The sequence below is a fragment of the Streptomyces sp. NPDC020489 genome (assembly GCF_044386545.1).
GTDB lineage: Bacteria > Actinomycetota > Actinomycetes > Streptomycetales > Streptomycetaceae > Streptomyces.
Genome location: NZ_JBIRUZ010000001.1, coordinates 739,453 through 758,727 on the forward strand (window position 1 = coordinate 739,453; position 19,275 = coordinate 758,727).

At 71.7% G+C, this 19,275-nt stretch carries 14 protein-coding genes; 8 read left to right on the forward strand and 6 right to left on the reverse strand.

Translation table 11 applies throughout. The annotated features are described in order from the left end of the window. The gene (locus tag ACH41F_RS03330) at positions 1-1,119 is read right to left on the reverse strand and encodes an ADP-ribosylglycohydrolase family protein (RefSeq protein WP_391230585.1); all 1,119 of its coding nucleotides are present in this window, start codon (positions 1,117-1,119) and stop codon (positions 1-3) included. Positions 1,120-1,385: 266 nt separating this feature from the next. Next, positions 1,386-2,477 (reverse strand): ADP-ribosylglycohydrolase family protein, encoded by a 1,092-nt coding sequence (locus ACH41F_RS03335; protein ID WP_398832544.1) that lies wholly within the window; start codon positions 2,475-2,477, stop codon positions 1,386-1,388. 269 nt (positions 2,478-2,746) lie between these two features. Between ACH41F_RS03335 and ACH41F_RS03340 the strand changes: the two genes are divergently transcribed. The 3 genes from ACH41F_RS03340 to ACH41F_RS03350 all read left to right on the forward strand — a co-directional run bounded on the left by ACH41F_RS03340 (position 2,747) and on the right by ACH41F_RS03350 (position 9,903). After that, entirely contained in the window at positions 2,747-3,478 is a 732-nt protein-coding gene (locus ACH41F_RS03340; protein ID WP_391230113.1) for a VIT1/CCC1 transporter family protein, read from the forward strand. A 373-nt stretch (positions 3,479-3,851) separates the two neighbouring features. Then, positions 3,852-8,450, forward strand: a complete 4,599-nt coding sequence (gltB, locus tag ACH41F_RS03345) for a glutamate synthase large subunit (RefSeq protein ID WP_398832547.1) — start codon at positions 3,852-3,854, stop codon at positions 8,448-8,450. Beyond that, positions 8,443-9,903, forward strand: coding sequence for a glutamate synthase subunit beta (locus tag ACH41F_RS03350; protein WP_398832549.1), 1,461 nt, complete (start codon positions 8,443-8,445; stop codon positions 9,901-9,903). The genes gltB and ACH41F_RS03350 overlap by 8 nt, the downstream gene beginning before the upstream one ends. Positions 9,904-10,061: 158 nt before the next feature. On the opposite strand, the gene ACH41F_RS03355 is transcribed toward ACH41F_RS03350, so the two are convergent. Beyond that, the gene (locus ACH41F_RS03355; protein ID WP_391230118.1) at positions 10,062-10,970 is read right to left on the reverse strand and encodes a chitosanase; all 909 of its coding nucleotides are present in this window, start codon (positions 10,968-10,970) and stop codon (positions 10,062-10,064) included. Then, positions 10,967-11,881, reverse strand: a complete 915-nt coding sequence (locus ACH41F_RS03360; protein WP_391230119.1) for a rhomboid family intramembrane serine protease — start codon at positions 11,879-11,881, stop codon at positions 10,967-10,969. Before ACH41F_RS03360 ends, ACH41F_RS03355 begins: the two co-directional genes overlap by 4 nt. Positions 11,882-11,977: 96 nt before the next feature. On the opposite strand from ACH41F_RS03360, the gene ACH41F_RS03365 reads away from it, so the two are divergent. Both ACH41F_RS03365 and ACH41F_RS03370 read left to right on the forward strand, forming a co-directional pair. Beyond that, positions 11,978-12,706, forward strand: coding sequence for a VWA domain-containing protein (locus ACH41F_RS03365; RefSeq protein WP_391230121.1), 729 nt, complete (start codon positions 11,978-11,980; stop codon positions 12,704-12,706). A 156-nt stretch (positions 12,707-12,862) separates the two neighbouring features. Beyond that, positions 12,863-14,497 carry a cytochrome b N-terminal domain-containing protein gene (locus ACH41F_RS03370; protein WP_391230123.1) on the forward strand — a complete coding sequence of 545 codons (1,635 nt, stop codon included), beginning with the start codon at positions 12,863-12,865 and terminating at the stop codon, positions 14,495-14,497. On the opposite strand, the gene ACH41F_RS03375 is transcribed toward ACH41F_RS03370, so the two are convergent. Further along, positions 14,475-15,473, reverse strand: a complete 999-nt coding sequence (locus ACH41F_RS03375) for an acyl-CoA dehydrogenase family protein (RefSeq protein ID WP_398832552.1) — start codon at positions 15,471-15,473, stop codon at positions 14,475-14,477. The two genes, ACH41F_RS03370 and ACH41F_RS03375, sit on opposite strands and share 23 nt — an antisense overlap. Next, complete coding sequence (locus tag ACH41F_RS03380; protein ID WP_391230126.1) at positions 15,473-16,612, reverse strand: acyl-CoA dehydrogenase family protein; 1,140 nt, start codon at positions 16,610-16,612, stop codon at positions 15,473-15,475. Before ACH41F_RS03380 ends, ACH41F_RS03375 begins: the two co-directional genes overlap by 1 nt. Before the next feature lie 59 nt (positions 16,613-16,671). Between ACH41F_RS03380 and ACH41F_RS03385 the strand changes: the two genes are divergently transcribed. The 3 genes from ACH41F_RS03385 to ACH41F_RS03395 are packed head-to-tail and all read left to right on the forward strand — an operon-like array spanning position 16,672 to position 19,265. Next, on the forward strand, positions 16,672-17,460 hold the full coding sequence (locus ACH41F_RS03385; RefSeq protein WP_398832556.1) for an SDR family oxidoreductase: 789 nt from the start codon (positions 16,672-16,674) through the stop codon (positions 17,458-17,460). A 15-nt stretch (positions 17,461-17,475) separates the two neighbouring features. Further along, positions 17,476-18,090 (forward strand): TetR family transcriptional regulator, encoded by a 615-nt coding sequence (locus tag ACH41F_RS03390; protein WP_391230131.1) that lies wholly within the window; start codon positions 17,476-17,478, stop codon positions 18,088-18,090. 17 nt (positions 18,091-18,107) lie between these two features. Further along, positions 18,108-19,265 carry an acetyl-CoA C-acetyltransferase gene (locus ACH41F_RS03395; protein WP_398832558.1) on the forward strand — a complete coding sequence of 386 codons (1,158 nt, stop codon included), beginning with the start codon at positions 18,108-18,110 and terminating at the stop codon, positions 19,263-19,265. The last annotated feature ends 10 nt before the right edge of the window (positions 19,266-19,275 follow it).

A 19,275-nucleotide genomic window follows, 5' to 3' on the forward strand; every position in this document is an offset into this window, starting at 1 on the left:
TCATCCTCCCGGTGGGGCCGGTGGCGTGGCTTCCAGGAGTCCGGCGAGTTCCACGAGGTCGGTGCCGGTGAGGCGGGGGAGGGCGCAGCCGGAGAGGGTGCGGCAGGCGTCCCGCCAGGTCGCGGGGATCGCGCCGCCGCCGCTCAGCGCGCCGGTGAGGGCGCCGGTCAGGGCGGGGGCCGAGTCGGCGACCCGGGAGAGGCAGGCGGCTGCCGGGATCGCCTCGCCGATGCGGCCGTCGGCGGCCGTGGCGAGGGCCAGGGCCACCGGGACCGTTTCGGCCGCCGCGATGCCGTAGCTGTAGACGTGGTCGACGATCTGGTGTTCGAGGAGGGGGATCAGGGCGAAGGCGCTCTCGGCCTGCCGGGCCAGCTTCAGGGCGTGGCGGGCGTTGCGGCCGATCTCCGTCTCCGCGGGGAGTTCGCCGAGGGCGGCCGTGGCGCAGGCGTGGATGTCCGCGCCGGCGAGGGCGAGGGAGAGGGCCGCGGCCATGGCCCTCGCGCCGTGCACGCCGTCGCCGTCCTGGGTGTAGCGGGCGTCGAACTCGGCCAGTTCCGCGGCGAGTCGGGGGTCGCCGGGGTGGGCCGCGGCGAGGACGCAGGCGCGGACGCAGGCGGCGTCGTCGAAGTAGTGGGGGTTGTCGTGGCCGGTGGCGGGCGGGCGCAGGCCGGTGGCGAGGTTGCCGAGGCCCGCCCGCACGGAGATGCGGGCGCGCAGGGGGAGTACGGCGGACTCGACCTCGGGGGCGCGGTCGGCCGCCGCCGCCACCTCGGCGGCCAGTCCGTTCCAGGCGAGGTCGATCGCGGCGCGGGTCCTGCGTGCCCGGCTCAGGTCGCCCAGGGCGGTGTCGTCGCCCGCGCGCAGGAGGGCCTCGGCTGCGAAGGCCGCCCACTCCGCGTCGTCCGAGGGCCCCAGGCGGAGGGGTTCGGGGGGCTGGTTGAGGGCGATGGGGACGGGGAGGGTGGTGGTGGCGTTCTGTTCGGCGAAGGTGTCGAGCTCGCGGGTGAGGCGGCGGGTCCAGTCGGGCATGCGGGCGGCCCGGTGGCGGGCGGCGGGCCAGCCGGCGGCGTCGCCTGCGGCGAGACCGAGGAGGAGGCCCTCGATGCGGCGCGGGTTGATGGACGCGGTCACCCGTGCCGCCCCTACGCCTTCTCGTCCTCCAGGGGCTGCCGCCCCTCCGCCCCCGCCTCCAGGGGGCTCCGCCCCCTGGACCCCCGTCGGCCCTGAACGGGCCTCGTCCTCAAACGCCGGACGGGCTGAAATGCGTACCCCCGTCGGGCCCGAAGGGGTCTCGTCCTCAAGCGCCGGACGGGCTGGAAGGCGTACCTCCGTCGGGCCCGAAGGGGTCTCGTCCTCGGGCGCCGGACGGGCTGGAAGGCGTGTGTTCATCGGGGTGCCCCCGGCTCCTCGTCCGCCGCCAGTGTGAATGCCGTCGGGTCCGGGGGTGGCCAGGGGGTCTCGGGTGTGGGAGTCGCTTGGCGGGCCGTCTCTGTCAGTCGGTCCGCCACGTCGAGGACGTGATGGCCGGCCATCGCCGGGAGGCAGCTGCCGCGGGCCGGGCCGATGGCCGCCGCCCAGTCCGCCGGGATCGAGGAGGCGCCCCGTGTCGCACCCGCCAGGGCCCCCGCCACCGCCGCCGTGGTGTCGGCGTCCCTGCCCATGTTCACCGCGGTGAGGACCGCCTCCACGAAGTCGCCGTCGGCCGCCGCGTACGCGCCGAAGGCCAGGGCGACCGCCTCGGGGGCCAGGTCGGTCCACGGGTAGCCGCCGATCACCACCGCCGAGCGGACCGCTCGTTCGCCCCGGTGCGCCACCGCCACCGCACGGCGCAGGGACCGGGCCGTCCAGGAGTCGTCGGGGACGACCGCCAGGGCCGATGCCACCACCGCGATCGTCGGGGCGCCCGCCATCGCCGCGGCCACGCCCGCCGCGACCGCCTGGCCGCCGTAGATGCCCTCGCCCTCGTGGCTGACCGAGCCGTCGATCGCCACCAGGCGGGCCGCCTCCGCGGGACGGCCCGCGGCGAAGACGCCGAAGGGGGCCGCCCGCATCGCCAGGCCGTCGCTCCAGGCGTGGCGGTGCTGGGCCGAGATGGGGGCGGCAAGGCCCCGGCGGAGGTTCTCCAGGGTGCCGCGCTCGCTGAAGCCGGCGCCTCGGAAGGGGCCCTCGTCCCGGTCGGCGATCCACTCGTGCCAGGCCGCTCCCACGTCCGCCGGTGTCAGTGCCGAGCCGTGGCGGGCCAGCAGGAGGCCGGAGAAGATCGCGTACTCGGTGTCGTCCGTGCCCGCGGGGCTGTCGGCCACATAGCCCGTGATGCGGCCCCAGCGGGCCCGGATCTCGGAGGGCTTCATGTTCTCGGCGGGGGCGCCGAGGGCGTCGCCGACGGCCAGGCCCAGCAGTGCCCCGCGGGCCCGGTCGCTGAGTCCGGCGGCGTCCGCGGGCGCCGGGACCGGGGGGATGCAGGCGATGGATGCCATACGCGGCCTCTCCTACGGGGGCTCCGCACAGGGCGCGGGGCCTTTGCGGATGTGTCCCACCGGCGCACGACGGCAGAGCATCGGGGGGCTCAGCATCACCCGGTCGACATCTGAGCGGCTGCTTGATCGTATGCGCATTCGAGGGTAAAGCCGCAGGTTAGCGCAGCCTTTCCTTTCTGGCGGGAAGGGAATGTCGCGGCGTACAGTATGGTTTCCATAATTAGAATCAGTCCAAAGTTAGCTTTGGCTTAGCTATCTGGGGGAGCCGCATGGCCATCATCGAGACCGAGGCGCCACTGCACGAGGCGCACCGCGACAACCACACCCACCGGGACGTGAACGGCGGCTGGCTGCGGCCCGCCGTCTTCGGCGCCATGGACGGGCTGGTCTCCAACCTCGCCCTGATGACCGGCGTCGCCGGCGGGTCGGTCGGGCGGGAGGCCATCGTGCTGACCGGACTCGCGGGGCTGGCCGCCGGCGCCTTCTCCATGGCCGCGGGCGAGTACACCTCCGTCGCCTCGCAGCGCGAGCTCGTCGAGGCCGAGCTGGACGTCGAGCGGCGGGAGCTGCGCAAGCACCCGCAGGACGAGGAGGCCGAACTCGCGGCGCTCTACGAGGCCCGCGGTGTGGAGCCCGGCCTCTCCCGGGAGGTCGCCCGGCAGCTGTCCCGCGACCCCGAGCAGGCCCTGGAGATACACGCGCGCGAGGAGCTCGGGATCGACCCCGGGGACCTGCCCTCGCCGCTGGTCGCCGCCGTGTCCTCGTTCGGGGCGTTCGCGCTGGGGGCGCTGCTTCCCGTGCTGCCGTACCTGCTCGGGGCGAGCGCGCTGTGGCCGGCGGTGCTGGTGGCGCTGGTCGGACTGTTCACCTGCGGTGCCGTGGTGGCCAGGGTGACCGCGCGGAGCTGGTGGTTCAGCGGACTGCGGCAGCTCGCGCTCGGCGGTGCCGCGGCCGGTGTGACGTACGCCCTGGGCAGCTTCTTCGGGACGGCCGTAGGATAGGACGGCTGCATGTTATGCGTTGGGCCGCATAAGTAGCCGTTACTCACTGGTTTCGAACGCTTAACCACTGGGCATGAGCCGTAAGCGCTGTGGGCAATGACGCCTGCCGTGCATCGGCGAGGTGGGCGACGACGCCTCTCTCGCCCCTCGGGTCGGCGGACATCGATCTGTCCTGACGGCCCCCACACACACTTCAGGCCACGTGCGCGATACCCCCGCCGCACCCCCGTGGCGTCCGCATGTTGGAACGGGGTATCCGCTTCCCGAGATTCGCTCCATCATGTAATCTGCACGAAATTTTGCGCACACGCAGAGGGCCAACGTCGTCCCTCGGCACGCAGATATGCCACTTGAGACGACGACGGGAGAGCCGATGCGTACGCCGCGCCAGCCGTCCCAGCACTCCGCGAATGGCCAGAACTGGTCCTTCATGGATGCTCGCCCTGCTGCGCAGGGTATGTACGACCCCCGCAACGAGAAGGACGCCTGTGGCGTCGGTTTCGTGGCCACCCTCACCGGCGAGGCGAGCCATGCGCTGGTCGAGCAGGCGCTCACCGTTCTGCGCAACCTGGAGCACCGCGGTGCCACCGGCTCAGAGCCGGACTCGGGCGACGGCGCGGGCATCCTGACCCAGGTCCCGGACGCGTTCTTCCGCGAGGTGACCGACTTCGAGCTGCCCGAGGCCGGCGCGTACGCCGTCGGTATCGCCTTCCTCCCGGAGGACGGGATCGCGGAGGCCGTCTCACGGATCGAGACGATCGCCGCCGAGGAGAACCTCACCGTCCTCGGCTGGCGCGAGGTCCCGGTCGCCCCCGAGCTGCTCGGCGCCACCGCCCGGTCGACCATGCCGGTCTTCCGCGAGATCTTCGTCGCCGACGGTGCCAGCACCGGCATCGACCTCGACCGCAAGGCGTTCGTGCTGCGCAAGCGCGCCGAACGCGAGGTCGACGTCTACTTCCCCTCGCTCTCCGCGCGCACGATCGTGCACAAGGGCATGCTGACCACCGGCCAGCTCGAACCGTTCTTCCCGGACCTGTCCGACCGCCGCTTCGCCTCGGCCGTCGCCCTCGTCCACTCGCGCTTCTCCACGAACACCTTCCCCTCGTGGCCGCTCGCACACCCCTACCGTTTCGTCGCGCACAACGGTGAGATCAACACCGTCAAGGGCAACCGCAACTGGATGGCGGCCCGCGAGTCGCAGCTCGTCTCGGACCTGTTCGGCAACGACGACAAGGCCCTCGAGCGCGTCTTCCCGGTGTGTACGCCGGACGCCTCCGACTCGGCGTCCTTCGACGAGGTGCTGGAGCTGCTCCACCTCGGTGGCCGCTCCCTGCCGCACTCCGTGCTGATGATGATCCCGGAGGCGTGGGAGAACCACGACTCCATGGACCCCGACCGGCGCGCGTTCTACCAGTTCCACTCCAACCTGATGGAGCCCTGGGACGGCCCGGCCTGCGTCACCTTCACCGACGGCACGCAGGTGGGCGCGGTCCTCGACCGCAACGGTCTGCGTCCCGGCCGCTACTGGGTCACCGACGACGGCCTCGTCGTCCTCGGCTCCGAGGTCGGCGTCCTCGACATCGACCCCGCCAAGGTCGTCCGCAAGGGCCGCCTCCAGCCCGGCCGGATGTTCCTCGTCGACACCGCCGAGCACCGCATCATCGAGGACGACGAGATCAAGGCGCAGCTCGCCGCCGAGGCCCCCTACGCGGAGTGGCTGGAGGCCGGCGAGATCGAGCTCTCCGACCTGCCCGAGCGCGAGCACATCGTCCACACCCACGCCTCGGTCACCCGCCGCCAGCAGACCTTCGGCTACACCGAGGAGGAGCTGCGCGTCATCCTCGCGCCGATGGCCAAGGCGGCCGCCGAGCCGATCGGTTCGATGGGCACCGACTCGCCGATCGCCGCGCTGAGCGAGCGTCCGCGCCTGCTCTTCGACTACTTCACCCAGCTGTTCGCGCAGGTGACCAACCCGCCGCTGGACGCGATCCGCGAGGAGCTCGTCACCTCGCTGCGCAGCGCCCTCGGTCCGCAGGGCAACCTGCTCGACCCGACGGCCGCCTCCTGCCGCAGCGTCGTCCTGCCCTTCCCGGTCATCGACAACGACGAGCTCGCCAAGCTCATCCACATCAACGCCGACGGCGACATGCCCGGCTTCAAGGCCGCGACCCTCTCCGGTCTGTACCGGGTCTCCGGCGGCGGTGACTCCCTCGCCGCCCGCATCGACGAGATCTGCGCCGAGGCCGACGCCGCCATCGACAACGGCGCCCGTCTGATCGTCCTGTCGGACCGGCACTCCGACGCCGAGCACGCGCCGATCCCCTCGCTGCTGCTCACCGCGGCCGTCCACCACCACCTCATCCGCACCAAGCAGCGCACCCAGGTGGGGCTGCTGGTCGAGGCCGGTGACGTCCGCGAGGTCCACCACGTCGCGCTGCTCATCGGGTTCGGCGCCGCGGCCGTCAACCCGTACCTCGCCATGGAGTCGGTGGAGGACCTGCTGCGCGCGGGCACCTTCCTGAACGGCATGGAGCCCGAGCAGGCCATCCGCAACCTGATCTACGCGCTCGGCAAGGGCGTGCTGAAGGTCATGTCCAAGATGGGCATCTCGACCGTCGCCTCCTACCGCGGCGCCCAGGTCTTCGAGGCCGTCGGACTCGACGCGGCCTTCGTGGAGAAGTACTTCAACGGCACCGCCACCAAGATTGGCGGCGTCGGCATCGACGTCATCGCCCAGGAGGTCGCCGCCCGGCACGCCAAGGCCTACCCGGCCTCCGGTATCGCGCCGGCCCACCGCGCCCTGGACATAGGCGGCGAGTACCAGTGGCGCCGCGAGGGCGAGCCGCACCTGTTCGACCCGGAGACGGTCTTCCGCCTCCAGCACTCCACGCGCACCGGCCGCTTCGACATCTTCAAGATGTACACGGACCGGGTGAACGAGCAGTCCGAGCGCCTGATGACCCTGCGCGGGCTCTTCGGCTTCACGTCGGACCGCCCGTCGATCCCCCTCGACGAGGTCGAGCCGGCCAGCGAGATCGTCAAGCGCTTCTCCACCGGCGCCATGTCGTACGGCTCCATCTCCAAGGAGGCGCACGAGACCCTCGCCATCGCCATGAACCAGCTGGGCGGCAAGTCCAACACCGGTGAGGGCGGCGAGGACCCGGAGCGCCTGTACGACCCGGCGCGCCGGTCGTCCATCAAGCAGGTCGCCTCCGGCCGCTTCGGTGTCACCTCCGAGTACCTGGTCAACGCGGACGACATCCAGATCAAGATGGCCCAGGGCGCCAAGCCCGGCGAGGGCGGCCAGCTGCCCGGCCACAAGGTCTACCCGTGGGTCGCCAAGACCCGGCACTCCACCCCGGGTGTCGGCCTGATCTCCCCGCCGCCGCACCACGACATCTACTCCATCGAGGACCTGGCCCAGCTGATCCACGACCTGAAGAACGCGAACCCGCAGGCGCGGATCCACGTGAAGCTGGTCTCCGAGGTCGGCGTCGGCACGGTCGCGGCGGGTGTGTCCAAGGCCCACGCGGACGTGGTGCTCATCTCCGGCCACGACGGCGGTACCGGCGCCTCCCCGCTCACCTCGCTCAAGCACGCCGGTGGCCCCTGGGAGCTCGGCCTCGCCGAGACCCAGCAGACCCTGCTGCTCAACGGCCTGCGCGACCGGATCGTCGTCCAGACCGACGGCCAGCTCAAGACCGGCCGTGACGTCGTCATCGCCGCGCTGCTCGGCGCCGAGGAGTTCGGTTTCGCGACCGCGCCGCTCGTCGTCTCCGGCTGCGTCATGATGCGCGTCTGCCACCTGGACACCTGCCCGGTCGGCATCGCCACCCAGAACCCGACGCTGCGCGACCGGTTCGCCGGCAAGGCCGAGTACGTCGTGAACTTCTTCCAGTTCATCGCCGAAGAGGTCCGCGAGATCCTCGCCGAGCTGGGCTTCCGCTCCATCGAGGAGGCCGTCGGCCACGCCGAGACCCTCGACGTGACCCGCGCGGTCGACCACTGGAAGGCGCAGGGCCTGGACCTGTCCCCGCTCTTCTACGTGCCCGAGCTGCCCGAGGGCACCCCGCTGCACCAGGTCATCGAGCAGGACCACGGCCTGGAGAAGGCCCTCGACAACGAGCTGATCAAGCTCGCCGCCGACGCGCTCGCCGCCGACTCGGCGACCGACGCCCAGCCGGTGCGCGCCCAGGTCGCCATCCGCAACATCAACCGCACGGTCGGCACCATGCTCGGCCACGAGGTGACCAAGAAGTTCGGTGGCGCGGGCCTGCCCGACGACACCATCGACATCACCTTCACCGGCTCGGCCGGTCAGTCCTTCGGCGCCTTCCTCCCGCGCGGTGTCACGCTGCGCCTGGAGGGCGACGCCAACGACTACGTCGGCAAGGGCCTCTCCGGCGGCCGGGTGATCGTCCGTCCCGACCGGGGCGCCGACCACCTCGCCGAGTACTCGACGATCGCGGGCAACACCATCGCCTACGGCGCGACCGGCGGCGAGCTGTTCCTGCGCGGCCGTACCGGCGAACGGTTCTGCGTCCGCAACTCCGGTGCGCTGGTGGTCTCGGAGGGCGTGGGCGACCACGGCTGCGAGTACATGACCGGCGGTCACGCGGTGGTCCTGGGCGAGACGGGCCGCAACTTCGCGGCCGGCATGTCCGGCGGTGTCGCCTACGTCATCGACCTGAACCGCGACAACGTCAACGTGGGCAACCTCGGCGCGGTCGAGGAGCTGGACGACAGCGACCGGCAGTGGCTGCACGACGTGGTGCGCCGCCACGCCGAGGAGACCGGCTCGACGGTCGCCGAGAAGCTGCTCGCCGACTGGGACGCGTCCGTGGAGCGCTTCAGCAAGATCATCCCCAGCACGTACAAGGCAGTGCTCGCCGCCAAGGTCGCCGCCGAGCAGGCCGGTCTCTCCGAGACCGAGATCACCGAGAAGATGATGGAGGCGGCGATCAATGGCTGACCCGAAGGGCTTTTTGAACCACGGCCGTGAGGTCGCCAAGTCCCGCCCCGTCGACGTGCGCCTGAAGGACTGGAACGAGGTCTACGTCCCCGGCTCCCTGCTGCCGATCATCAGCAAGCAGGCCAGCCGCTGCATGGACTGCGGCATCCCGTTCTGCCACAACGGCTGTCCGCTGGGGAACCTCATCCCCGAGTGGAACGACTTCGCCTACCGCGAGGACTGGTCCGCCGCCTCCGAGCGGCTGCACGCGACCAACAACTTCCCGGAGTTCACCGGGCGGTTGTGCCCGGCCCCGTGCGAGTCGGCGTGCGTGCTCGGCATCAACCAGCCGGCCGTGACCATCAAGAACGTCGAGGTCTCGATCATCGACAAGGCGTGGGACAGCGGTGACGTCGAGCCGCAGGCCCCCGAGCGCCTGTCCGGCAAGACCGTCGCGGTCATCGGCTCGGGCCCGGCCGGTCTCGCCGCCGCCCAGCAGCTCACGCGGGCCGGTCACACCGTCGCCGTCTACGAGCGCGCCGACCGCGTCGGCGGCCTCCTCCGGTACGGCATCCCCGAGTTCAAGATGGAGAAGCGGCACATCAACCGCCGTATCGAGCAGATGCGCGCGGAGGGCACCCGCTTCCGTACCGGGATCGAGATCGGCCGCGACCTCAAGGCGACCGACCTCAAGAAGCGCTACGACGCGATCGTCATCGCCGCCGGTGCCACGACCGCCCGTGACCTGCCGGTCCCCGGCCGGGAGCTCAAGGGCATCCACCAGGCCATGGAGTACCTGCCGCTGGCCAACAAGGTGCAGGAGGGCGACTTCGTGGCGCCCCCCATCACCGCCGAGGGCAAGCACGTCGTGGTCATCGGCGGTGGCGACACCGGCGCCGACTGCGTGGGCACCGCCCACCGCCAGGGCGCGGCCTCGGTCACGCAGCTGGAGATCATGCCGCAGCCGGGCGCGGAGCGTGCCCCGCACCAGCCGTGGCCGACCTTCCCGATGCTCTACAAGGTCACCTCCGCGCACGAGGAGGGCGGCGAGCGGGTCTACTCCGTCTCGACGACCCACTTCGAGGGCGACGAGGACGGCAACGTCCAGTGGCTGCACCTCACCGAGGTCGAGTTCATCGACGGCAGGCTGACCCCGAAGCCGGGCACCGAGCGCAAGATCCCCGCCCAGCTGGTCACCCTCGCCATGGGCTTCACCGGCACCGACCGGGAGAACGGCCTGGTCGAGCAGTTCGGCCTGGAGCTCGACGAGCGCGGCAACATCGCCCGCGACGCCGACTTCCAGACCAACGTTCCCGGCGTGTACGTCGCCGGTGACGCCGGTCGCGGCCAGTCGCTCATCGTGTGGGCCATCGCGGAGGGCCGCTCGGCCGCCCGTGGGGTCGACCGCTTCCTGACCGGTGCCAGCGACCTGCCGGCCCCGATCCGTCCGACGGACCGCTCCCTGGTGGTCTGATCCGGCGTCCGCTCCGGCGGCACCCCAGACGTCCCGTACAAAGGCGTACGGAACACTGACGGCGCGCGCCCTCCCTGTCCCCGACCGGACGGAGGGCGGGCGCCGTCGCATGCGCGGACCCCGTACGCCAGGCGTCCCCCCAAGGCACCCCGCGCCCCCTAAGGCACCCTGAACGTCTCCCCGTACACCTGCCACGTCAGCGGCGTCTTCAGGTCCAGGTTCCCGTCGTACAGGAAGCGCCGCTGGGCGGTGTCGACGCGGCTGGTGTCTATGTCGGCCTTCCTGGTGCGCATCGCCTTCACGCGGATGTCCAGGAAGATGTCGAGGTAGGCCTTCTCGGAGCCGCCCTCGGAGGGCAGGTCGGCCTCGTGCAGGGCGCGTTCGCGCAGGCCGTAGAAGCTGGTGGCGCCGGTGCCGGGGCCGTGGAAGACCATGGCGTCGTAGTAGACGAACTGGCCCAGCGTGCCCAGGCCGTCGAGCTTGGCGAGGCGGACCGCGGGGTCGAAGTAGACGCGGTCGCGCTCGGCGTCCTGGGCGTCCCGGAAGGCCTCGACCTGGGCCTCCGCCTTCCAGGCCTTCGTGAAGCCGGGGTCCAGGCCCTCGTGGGAGTCCGTGCCGTCGACCTCGCGCAGGGCGGGGAGGTAGCGTGCCAGGCCGTTGCCGGGGTGGGCCTCGGTGTAGCGCTCGACCAGGGTCAGCAGGTCGTGGGTGCCGGTGCAGAAGCCGATGATGCCGGCGGTGTAGCCCTGGCCGTCCCCGATGTCCTCGATGTAGCCGTAGGCGGAACGCCAGTCGAGGGTGGAGTTCTCGGCGCTCGCCACGATCTGCTGGGCCAGCTCCTTCTTCGCGGGCGCGGCGAGCCCGGCCGGCAGCGCGGCGATCGCCTTGTCGTCCGCCGACCGCTCCTGTTCGGCCCGGTCCTTGGCCTCCGCGAGCGCCGCCTGCGAGGCGGACACCGGCGGTCGCACCGGAGCGTCCCCCGAGTCCGTGGGGGCGAGGAGGTAGGCCGCCGCGGTGATGACGACGGGTACGGCGGTCACGACGAGCAGGACGCGCGGTCGTCTCACTGGCTCAGCTCCGAGATTCTCAGGACGGACAGGGCCACGAGCAGCGCCAGCAGCGCCACACACGCGCTCGCCTGGACCAGACCGCGCCGGGGCCCCGGGGGAGCGTACGCGTACGCCAGCGTCACCGCACCACCCGTGAGCAGGCCGCCGAGGTGGCCCTGCCAGGAGGTGAGGCCGGCGGAGAGCAGCAACCACAGCAGGAGGAAGCCCACGAAGCGGTTGACCGGCCCCATGTCCGCGCCCACCCGGCGGGCCAGCACGTAGTACGCCGCGCCCAGCCCGAAGATCGCCCCCGACGCGCCCAGCGACTGCGTCCCGGGATCGGCGAGGAGCAGTTCGGCCACGGAACCGCCGACCGTGGCGAGGAGGTAGAGGGCCAGGAACCGGACCCGGCCCAGCATCGGCTCCACCGCCCGCCCGAGCTGCCACAGCGACAGCATGTTCATCACGATGTGCAGCAGGCCAAACGTTCCCTCAGTGGGCTCCAGGTGCAGGAACCCGCTGGTCAGCAGCCGCTCCCACTCGCCGGCCAGCACGCCCTCGGCGTGGAAGCCGGGCGGGTGGGCGGACTGGTAGACGTAGTGACCGCCGTCCGGGCCCACCAGACCGGCGGTGAGCATCGAGAAGCGGTCCACGATCCGCGGGAGCGCGATCTCGCCGGCATAGGCCACAATGTTGATCGCCATCAGGGCGTACGTCACGACCGGCACCGCCGAGACCCGGCCGCCGACGACCGTACGGGCCTGGCGGACCGACCGCGCGCCCTCCTTCACGCACTCCACGCAGTGGTGCCCGACGGCCGCCTCCCGCATGCAGTCCGGGCAGATGTACCGGTCGCAGCGGGTGCAGCGGACGTGGGACTCCACCGTGGGGTGGCGGTAGCAGGTGGTGAGAGTGGACTCGGGTTCCACGGCCGGCTCCTCGGGGACGGGACGATGGTTGAGCCGGTGGGGTCGGCGGCGACCCAAAATAGCCAATGGCCGTGTACAGAGCGAAAGTGGGGGAACATGGCGGCGATCAGTCTCAGCAAGGTGGAGGAGACGGCACCCGCGCTGGTCAGCCTGTACAAGAGCGCCGGTGTGTCGCTCCGCAAGCACGGGCTGGACGGGCTGCGCGCCGCGGTCTACCTGGTGATCGACTACTCCGGGTCCATGAAGCCGTACTACAAGGACGGCAGTGTGCAGGCGCTCGCCGACCGGGTGCTGGGGCTGTCCGCGCACCTCGACGACGACGGCAGGGTGCCGGTGGTGTTCTTCTCGACGGACGTGGACGCCGAGACGGAGATCGCGCTCGCCGACCACCAGGGGCGCATCGACCGGATCGTGGCCGGGCTCGGGCACATGGGCAAGACCAGTTACCACCTGGCCATGGACGCGGTCATCGACCACTACCTGGACAGCGGCTCGCGGGAGCCGGCCCTGGTCGTCTTCCAGACCGACGGCGGCCCGATCAACAAGCTCGCCGCGGAACGCTACCTGTGCAAGGCGGCCAGGCTCCCGCTGTTCTGGCAGTTCATCGGGTTCGGGGACACCAGCAGCAAGCAGTTCGACTATCTGCGCAAGCTCGACGAGCTGTCCGTGCCGGACAAGCGGGTGGTCGACAACGCCGGGTTCTTCCACGCCGGAGCGCAGCCGCGGAAGGTGTCCGACGCGGAGCTGTACGACCGGATCGTCGGGGAGTTCCCGAAGTGGCTGGTGGCGGCGCGGGCCCAGGGGATCGTCCCGCCGGGCGCCTGAACCGCCGTCTTCTCGGCGCGAGTTGGTCCCTCTCCCCCCGCAAGGGGTCGCACTTGTCCGGCCCGTCCGCCCCCGTGGCTCAGAAGCTGCTCCCGCCGTTGGCTAAGTCGCACCGCCGTGCCACTCTGAAAGTGATCCGGCGAAAGGCGACGGCCCATGGACGGCGCACGATCGGTGAACGAGACGCGGGGGCGCACGCCCGCGAAGGGCGAGAAACTCGCCGACTGGGCGGACGGGCGGCTCGGCCTGTTCGGACTGGCCAAGGCCAACATGCGCAAGGTCTTTCCCGACCACTGGTCCTTCATGCTCGGCGAGGTCTGTCTCTACAGCTTCCTCGTGATCATCCTCACCGGCATCTACCTCACCCTGTTCTTCGAGCCCAGCGGCGTCGAGGTCGTCTACAACGGCTCCTACGAGCCCCTCAACGGCATCGTCATGACCCGGGCGTTCGAGTCCACGCTCGACATCAGCTTCGACGTGCGCGGCGGGCTGCTGATCCGGCAGATCCACCACTGGGCGGCGCTGGTCTTCGTCACCGGCATGCTGGTGCACATGATGCGGGTGTTCTTCACCGGCGCCTTCCGCAAGCCGCGCGAGGCCAACTGGGTGTTCGGCTGGACCCTGTTGATGCTCGGCATCCTCACCGGGCTGACCGGCTACTCGCTCCCCGACGACCTGCTCTCCGGCACCGGCATCCGCTTCGCGCAGGGCGCGATCCTGTCGGTCCCGATCCTCGGGACGTATCTGTCCTTCTTCCTGTTCGGCGGGGAGTTCCCGGGCCACGACATCATCCCGAGGCTGTTCCCGATCCATGTCCTGCTGCTGCCCGGGATCATGCTGGGACTGGTGGTCGCGCATCTGATCCTGGTCTTCCACCACAAGCACACGCAGTACCCGGGGCCCGGACGGGACGAGCGGACGGTCGTGGGGATGCCGTTCCTGCCGGTCTACACGGCCAAGGCGGGCGGGTTCTTCTTCCTCGTCTTCGGCGTGCTGGCCCTCATGGGCGGCCTCGCGCAGATCAACCCCGTCTGGGCGTTCGGCCCCTACCGCCCGGACCTGGTCACCACGGGCGCACAGCCCGACTGGTACCTCGGCTTCTCCGAGGGGCTGATCCGGGTGATGCCGGGATGGGAGATCAGCGCCTTCGGCCACACCCTGGTACTGGGCGTCCTCATCCCCTTCTCGCTCTTCCCGCTGATCCTGCTCGCCATCGGCGTCTACCCCTTCGTCGAGGCGTGGATCACCGGCGACAAGCGCGAGCACCACATCCTGGACCGGCCGCGCAACGTCCCCGTGCGCACCGGGCTCGGCGTGGCCTGGCTGAGCCTGTACGGGGTGCTGCTGATCGGCGGCGGCAACGACATCGTGGCCCTGCATCTGCATCTGTCCATCAACGCCATCACCTGGTTCGTGCGGATCTCCGTGTTCGTGGTGCCGGTGCTCGCGTTCTGGGTGACCAAGCGGATCTGTCTGGGGCTCCAGCGCCGAGACCGGGACAAGGTGCTGCACGGCCGGGAGACGGGCGTCGTCAAACGGCTGCCGCACGGGGAGTACGTCGAGGTCCACCAGCCCCTCGCCCAGGAGCAGTTGCACACCCTCACCCAGCATGAGCAGAACCCGCCGTACGCGATCGGGCCGCTGGTCGACGGCAACGGGGTGCGGCGGCCGGTCACGGTCTCCGAGCGGGTGCGGGCGCGGCTGGCGCAGGCGATGTTCGGGCCGGAGACCCGGATCCCCAAGCCGACGGTGGAGGAGTACCGGCAGATCACCAGCGGCGACCGCCACTGAGGACGACGGCCCGGCACTCGTCCGGGCCGCCCCAGGCCGTGCGCAGGGCGCGGGCCTTGGTCAGCCAGAGGTGCAGGTCGTACTCCGCGGTGTAGCCGATGGCGCCGTGCAGTTGGAGCGCGGTACGAGCGGCCCCGTACGCCGCCTCGCAGGCGCCGACCTTGGCGGCGGCGACGTCGCGCTCGGTCAGGGTGAGCGCGGCGCCGAGGACGAGAGGGCGGGCGAACTCCAACGCGATCTTCACGTCGGCCAGTTGGTGCTTGACGGCCTGGAAGGAGCCGATGGGGGCGCCGAACTGGGTCCGCCGCCTGACGTGGGCGACCGTGCGGTCCAGCAGTGCCAGGCCGACACCGAGGGCTTGGGCGGCGGTGACGAGGCGGGCGAGGAGGAGGGCGGGCGGGAGGGACGGGGGGTCGGTGGCGAGGAGTTCGCCGGTGCGGGGGGTGGGGGAGAGACGACGGGCGGGGTCGAGGGAGCGGTGCGGGGGGCCGTCGGGTGGGGGTGCGAGGCGGAGTTCGGTGGGTGCGGGGGCCGGACGGGCCGGTGACACCCGGAGCGCTGTGAGGCGGATGTCGGACACGCTCGCGTCCAGCATGTACCGGCCTGTCGTCGTCGTGGCCATCGCCTCCCCGGCCGCCAGTGCGGGCAGCAGACGTTTCGCCGGGGCCGGATCGTCCAGCCCGGCGAGGAGCGTCGCCGCCGCGACCGTTTCCACCAGGGGGCCGGGTACCGCGTGGCGGCCCAGTTCGATGAAGGCCAGGGCCAGTTCCACGGGGCGCGGGCCCAGCCCCTCGTGCGCCTCCGGTACCGCCAGGGCGAAGACCCCGGCTTCGGCGACACGGGACCACAGGGCGCGCCCGCTCGCGTGGGCCCCCCGGCTCCAGTCCCGTATCACCGCCGGGGTGTCCGCGGCCGTGAGCATGGCGTCCAGCGAGGTGACGAAGGCGCGCTGCTCGGTGTCGAGGAGGAGGCGCATCACCGGCGTCCCTTCGGCAGGCCGAGCAGACGCTCGGCGATGATGTCGCGCTGGATCTCGTTGGTGCCCGCGTAGAGGGGGCCGGCGAGGGCGAAGACGTAGCGCTCGGACCAGGGGGTGTCGGCCAACTCGCCCGCCGGGCCCAGGAGATCGAGGGCCGTCTCGTGCAGGGCCAGGTCCAGCTCGGACCAGAAGACCTTGTTCAGGCTGGACTCCGGGCCGAGCGACGCGCCGTCCAGGACGCGGGAGGCGGCGGCGTAGGTGTACAACTCGTAGGCGCGGGCGCCGATCAGGGCGTCGGCCACACGGTGCGCGGCCCCCTCGGGCGCGCCCTCGGCCTGCCAGAGGGCGCGCAGCCGGTCCGCGGCGGTCAGGTAACGGCCCGGGGAGCGCAGCTTCAGCCCCCGTTCGTTCCCCGTCGTCGCCATCGCGATCCGCCAGCCCTGCCCCGGCTCGCCGATCACGTCCGCGTCCGGCACGAACACCTCGTCGAGGAAGAGCTCCGCGAAGGCCGGCCTGCCGTCGAGGCGGGCTATCGGGCGGACGGTGACGCCCGGGGCGTGGAGGTCGAACATCACGTACGTCAGGCCCTGGTGCGGCTTCGGGGCGTCCGGGTCGCTGCGGAACAGGCCGAACGCGCGGTCCGCGAAGGCCGCCCGCGACGACCACGTCTTCTGCCCGCTCAGCAGCCAGCCGCCGTCCGCGCGGACCGCCCTCGCCCGCAGCGACGCCAGGTCGGAGCCGGCCTCCGGCTCCGACCACGCCTGCGCCCAGACCACCTCGCCCGCGGCCATCGGCGGCAGCACCCGCGCGCGTTGCTCGGGCGTGCCGTGGTCGAAGAGCGTCGGGGCGAGCAGGCTGATCCCGTTCTGGTTGACGCGGCCGGGGGCGCCCGCCGCGTAGTACTCCTCCTCGAACAGCAGCCAGCGGACGAGTCCCGCCGCCCGCCCGCCGTACACCGTCGGCCAGTCGACCACCGACCAGCGGTCCGCGGCCAGTTCGGCCTCCCACGCGCGGTGCGCGGCGAAGCCCTCCGCCGTCTCCAGGGAGGGCAGCGGCTCGGAGGGCACGTGCGCGGCGAGCCAGGCGCGGGCCTCGGCACGGAAGGCCTCCTCGTCCCGCGTGAAGTCGAGGTCCATCGGCGGCAGCCCTTCGACGACGCTTCCCTAACAAGTGTTTGGTAGGTTAGCGTGGCCCTATGACAGGCGTCGAGAGTCCGGCGTACGAGCCAGGGCACGGGCTGCTGAGCGGGCGCACCGCCGTCGTCACCGCGGCGGCCGGCGCCGGCATCGGCGGGGCCACCGCGCGGCGCTTCCTGGAGGAGGGCGCGCGGGTGCTGATCAGCGACGCGCACACGCGCCGGCTCAAGGAGTGCGAGGCCGAGCTGGCGGCGGAGTTCGGCGCGGGCTCGGTGGCCGCGACGCCGTGCGACGTGACCGACGAGGCCCAGGTGCGGGCCCTGTTCGAGGCCGCCGCGGACGCCCACGGACGACTCGACGTCGTCGTCAACAACGCCGGCCTCGGCGGGACGTCGGACCTCGTCGACATGACCGACGAGCAGTGGTCCCGCGTCCTCGACGTCACACTGAACGGCACCTTCCGGTGCACCCGGGCCGCCCTGCGGGCGATGCGGGCGACCGGCGGCGGCGTGATCGTCAACAACGCCTCCGTCGTGGGCTGGCGCGCCCAGGCGGGACAGGCCCACTACGCGGCCGCGAAGGCCGGGGTCATGGCACTGACCCGGTGCGCGGCCATGGAGGCCGCCGCCTACGGCGTGCGCGTCAACGCGGTGGCGCCGAGCCTCGCGATGCACCCGCACCTCGCGAAGGTGACCACCGCGGAGCTGCTCGCGGAACTGACCGCGCGGGAGGCGTTCGGACGGTACGCGCAGCCCTGGGAGGTGGCCAACGTGATCGTGTTCCTGGCGTCCGGCTACTCGTCGTACATGACCGGGGAAGTTGTCGCTGTCAGCAGCCGGCATCCCTAGGGCCAGAATGATGTCGTGCCGACCAAGAAGAAGCCGCAGGTGACCCCCGCCGCGCCCGCCCGCCGCCGGGAACTCCTCGACACCGCCGCCGAGGTCTTCGCCGAACAGGGCTACAACGCCACCACCGTACGGAAGATCGCGGACCACGCGGGCATGCTCGCGGGCAGCCTCTACTACCACTTCGACTCCAAGGAGTCGATGCTCGAGGAGATCCTGCGGACCTTCCTCGACGAGCTCTGGGACGGCTACGACACCGTCCTCGCCGCCGAACTCGGGCCCCGCGAGACGCTGGAGGCCCTGGTCACCGAGTCGTTCCGGGAGATCGACCGGCACCGCGCCGCCGTCGCGATCTACCAGAAGGAGAGCAGGCACCTGGTCGCGCAGGAGCGGTTCGGGTTCCTCGCCGAGTCGCAGCGCAAGTTCGAGAAGGCGTGGCTGTCCACGCTGGAGCGCGGGGTCGCGGCCGAGGTGTTCCGGGCCGACCTCGACGTCCGGCTCACCTACCGCTTCGTCCGCGACACCGTCTGGGTCGCCGCGTCCTGGTACCGGCCCGGCGGACAGCACAGCCCGGAGGAGATCGCCCGGCAGTACCTGTCGATGGTGCTGGACGGGATCGCCGTACGCACCTAACCCACTGGGGAGTCGCCATGGCCGAGGCCTACATCGTCGAAGCGGTCCGGACGCCCGTCGGGCGGCGCGGGGGAGGACTGAGCGGGGTCCATCCGGCCGACCTGGGCGCGCACGTGCTCAGCGCGTTGATGGAGCGGGCGGGGGTCGACCCGGGGGCCGTGGAGGACGTCGTGTTCGGCTGCCTCGACGCCGTGGGACCGCAGGCCGGGGACATCGCGCGGACCTGCTGGCTGGCGGCGGGGCTCCCCGAGGAGGTGCCGGGCGTGACCGTGGACCGCCAGTGCGGCTCCTCGCAGCAGGCGGTGCACTTCGCGGCCCAGGGCGTGCTGTCCGGGACGCAGGACCTGGTGGTCGCGGGCGGGGTGCAGAACATGTCCATGATCCCGATCGCCTTCGCGACCCGGCAGGCCGCCGAGCCGCTCGGACTCACCCAGGGCCCCTTCGCCGGGAGCACCGGCTGGCAGGCACGGTACGGCGGCAAGCCGGTCAACCAGTTCGTCGGCGCCGAGATGATCGCCGCGAAGTGGGGGATCAGCCGTCAGGACCAGGAGGAGTTCGCGCTGCGGTCCCACCAGCGGGCGGTGCGGGCGATCGACGAGGGGCGCTTCACCCGGGAGACGGTGGCCCACGGGGACGTCGTCGTCGACGAGGGCCCGCGCCGGGACACCTCGCTGGAGAAGATGGCCGCGCTGAAGCCGGTCGTGGAGGGCGGCACCATCACCGCCGCCTGCTCCTCCCAGGTCTCCGACGGCGCGGCGGCCATGCTGCTGGCCTCGCAGCGGGCGGTACGCGAACACGGCCTGCGGCCACGGGCCCGGGTCCACCATCTGTCGGTGCGCGGCGAGGACCCCATCCGCATGCTCACCGCGCCCATCCCCGCCACCGCCCACGCCCTGAAGAAGACCGGCCTGTCCATCGCCGACATCGACCTCGTCGAGATCAACGAGGCCTTCGCCCCGGTGGTGCTGGCCTGGCTGAAGGAGACGGGCGCGGACCCCGAGAAGGTCAACGTCAACGGCGGCGCGATCGCACTCGGGCATCCACTGGGGGCCACGGGGGTGAAGCTGATGACGACCCTGCTGCACGAACTGGAGCGCACGGGCGGGCGGTTCGGGCTCCAGACGATGTGCGAGGGCGGGGGACAGGCGAACGTGACGATCATCGAGAGGCTGTGAGCCTGCGCGG

What these genes read in the sequence shown, in the direction of transcription:
- ACH41F_RS03335 (WP_398832544.1), bottom strand. Translation starts at nt 2,477, where the DNA reads ATGGCATCCATCGCCTGCATCCCCCCGGTCCCGGCGCCCGCGGACGCC.
- ACH41F_RS03340 (WP_391230113.1), top strand. Translation starts at nt 2,747, where the DNA reads ATGGCCATCATCGAGACCGAGGCGCCACTGCACGAGGCGCACCGCGAC.
- gltB (WP_398832547.1), top strand. Translation starts at nt 3,852, where the DNA reads ATGCGTACGCCGCGCCAGCCGTCCCAGCACTCCGCGAATGGCCAGAAC.
- ACH41F_RS03350 (WP_398832549.1), top strand. Translation starts at nt 8,443, where the DNA reads ATGGCTGACCCGAAGGGCTTTTTGAACCACGGCCGTGAGGTCGCCAAG.
- ACH41F_RS03365 (WP_391230121.1), top strand. Translation starts at nt 11,978, where the DNA reads ATGGCGGCGATCAGTCTCAGCAAGGTGGAGGAGACGGCACCCGCGCTG.
- ACH41F_RS03370 (WP_391230123.1), top strand. Translation starts at nt 12,863, where the DNA reads ATGGACGGCGCACGATCGGTGAACGAGACGCGGGGGCGCACGCCCGCG.
- ACH41F_RS03375 (WP_398832552.1), bottom strand. Translation starts at nt 15,473, where the DNA reads ATGCGCCTCCTCCTCGACACCGAGCAGCGCGCCTTCGTCACCTCGCTG.
- ACH41F_RS03380 (WP_391230126.1), bottom strand. Translation starts at nt 16,612, where the DNA reads ATGGACCTCGACTTCACGCGGGACGAGGAGGCCTTCCGTGCCGAGGCC.
- ACH41F_RS03385 (WP_398832556.1), top strand. Translation starts at nt 16,672, where the DNA reads ATGACAGGCGTCGAGAGTCCGGCGTACGAGCCAGGGCACGGGCTGCTG.
- ACH41F_RS03395 (WP_398832558.1), top strand. Translation starts at nt 18,108, where the DNA reads ATGGCCGAGGCCTACATCGTCGAAGCGGTCCGGACGCCCGTCGGGCGG.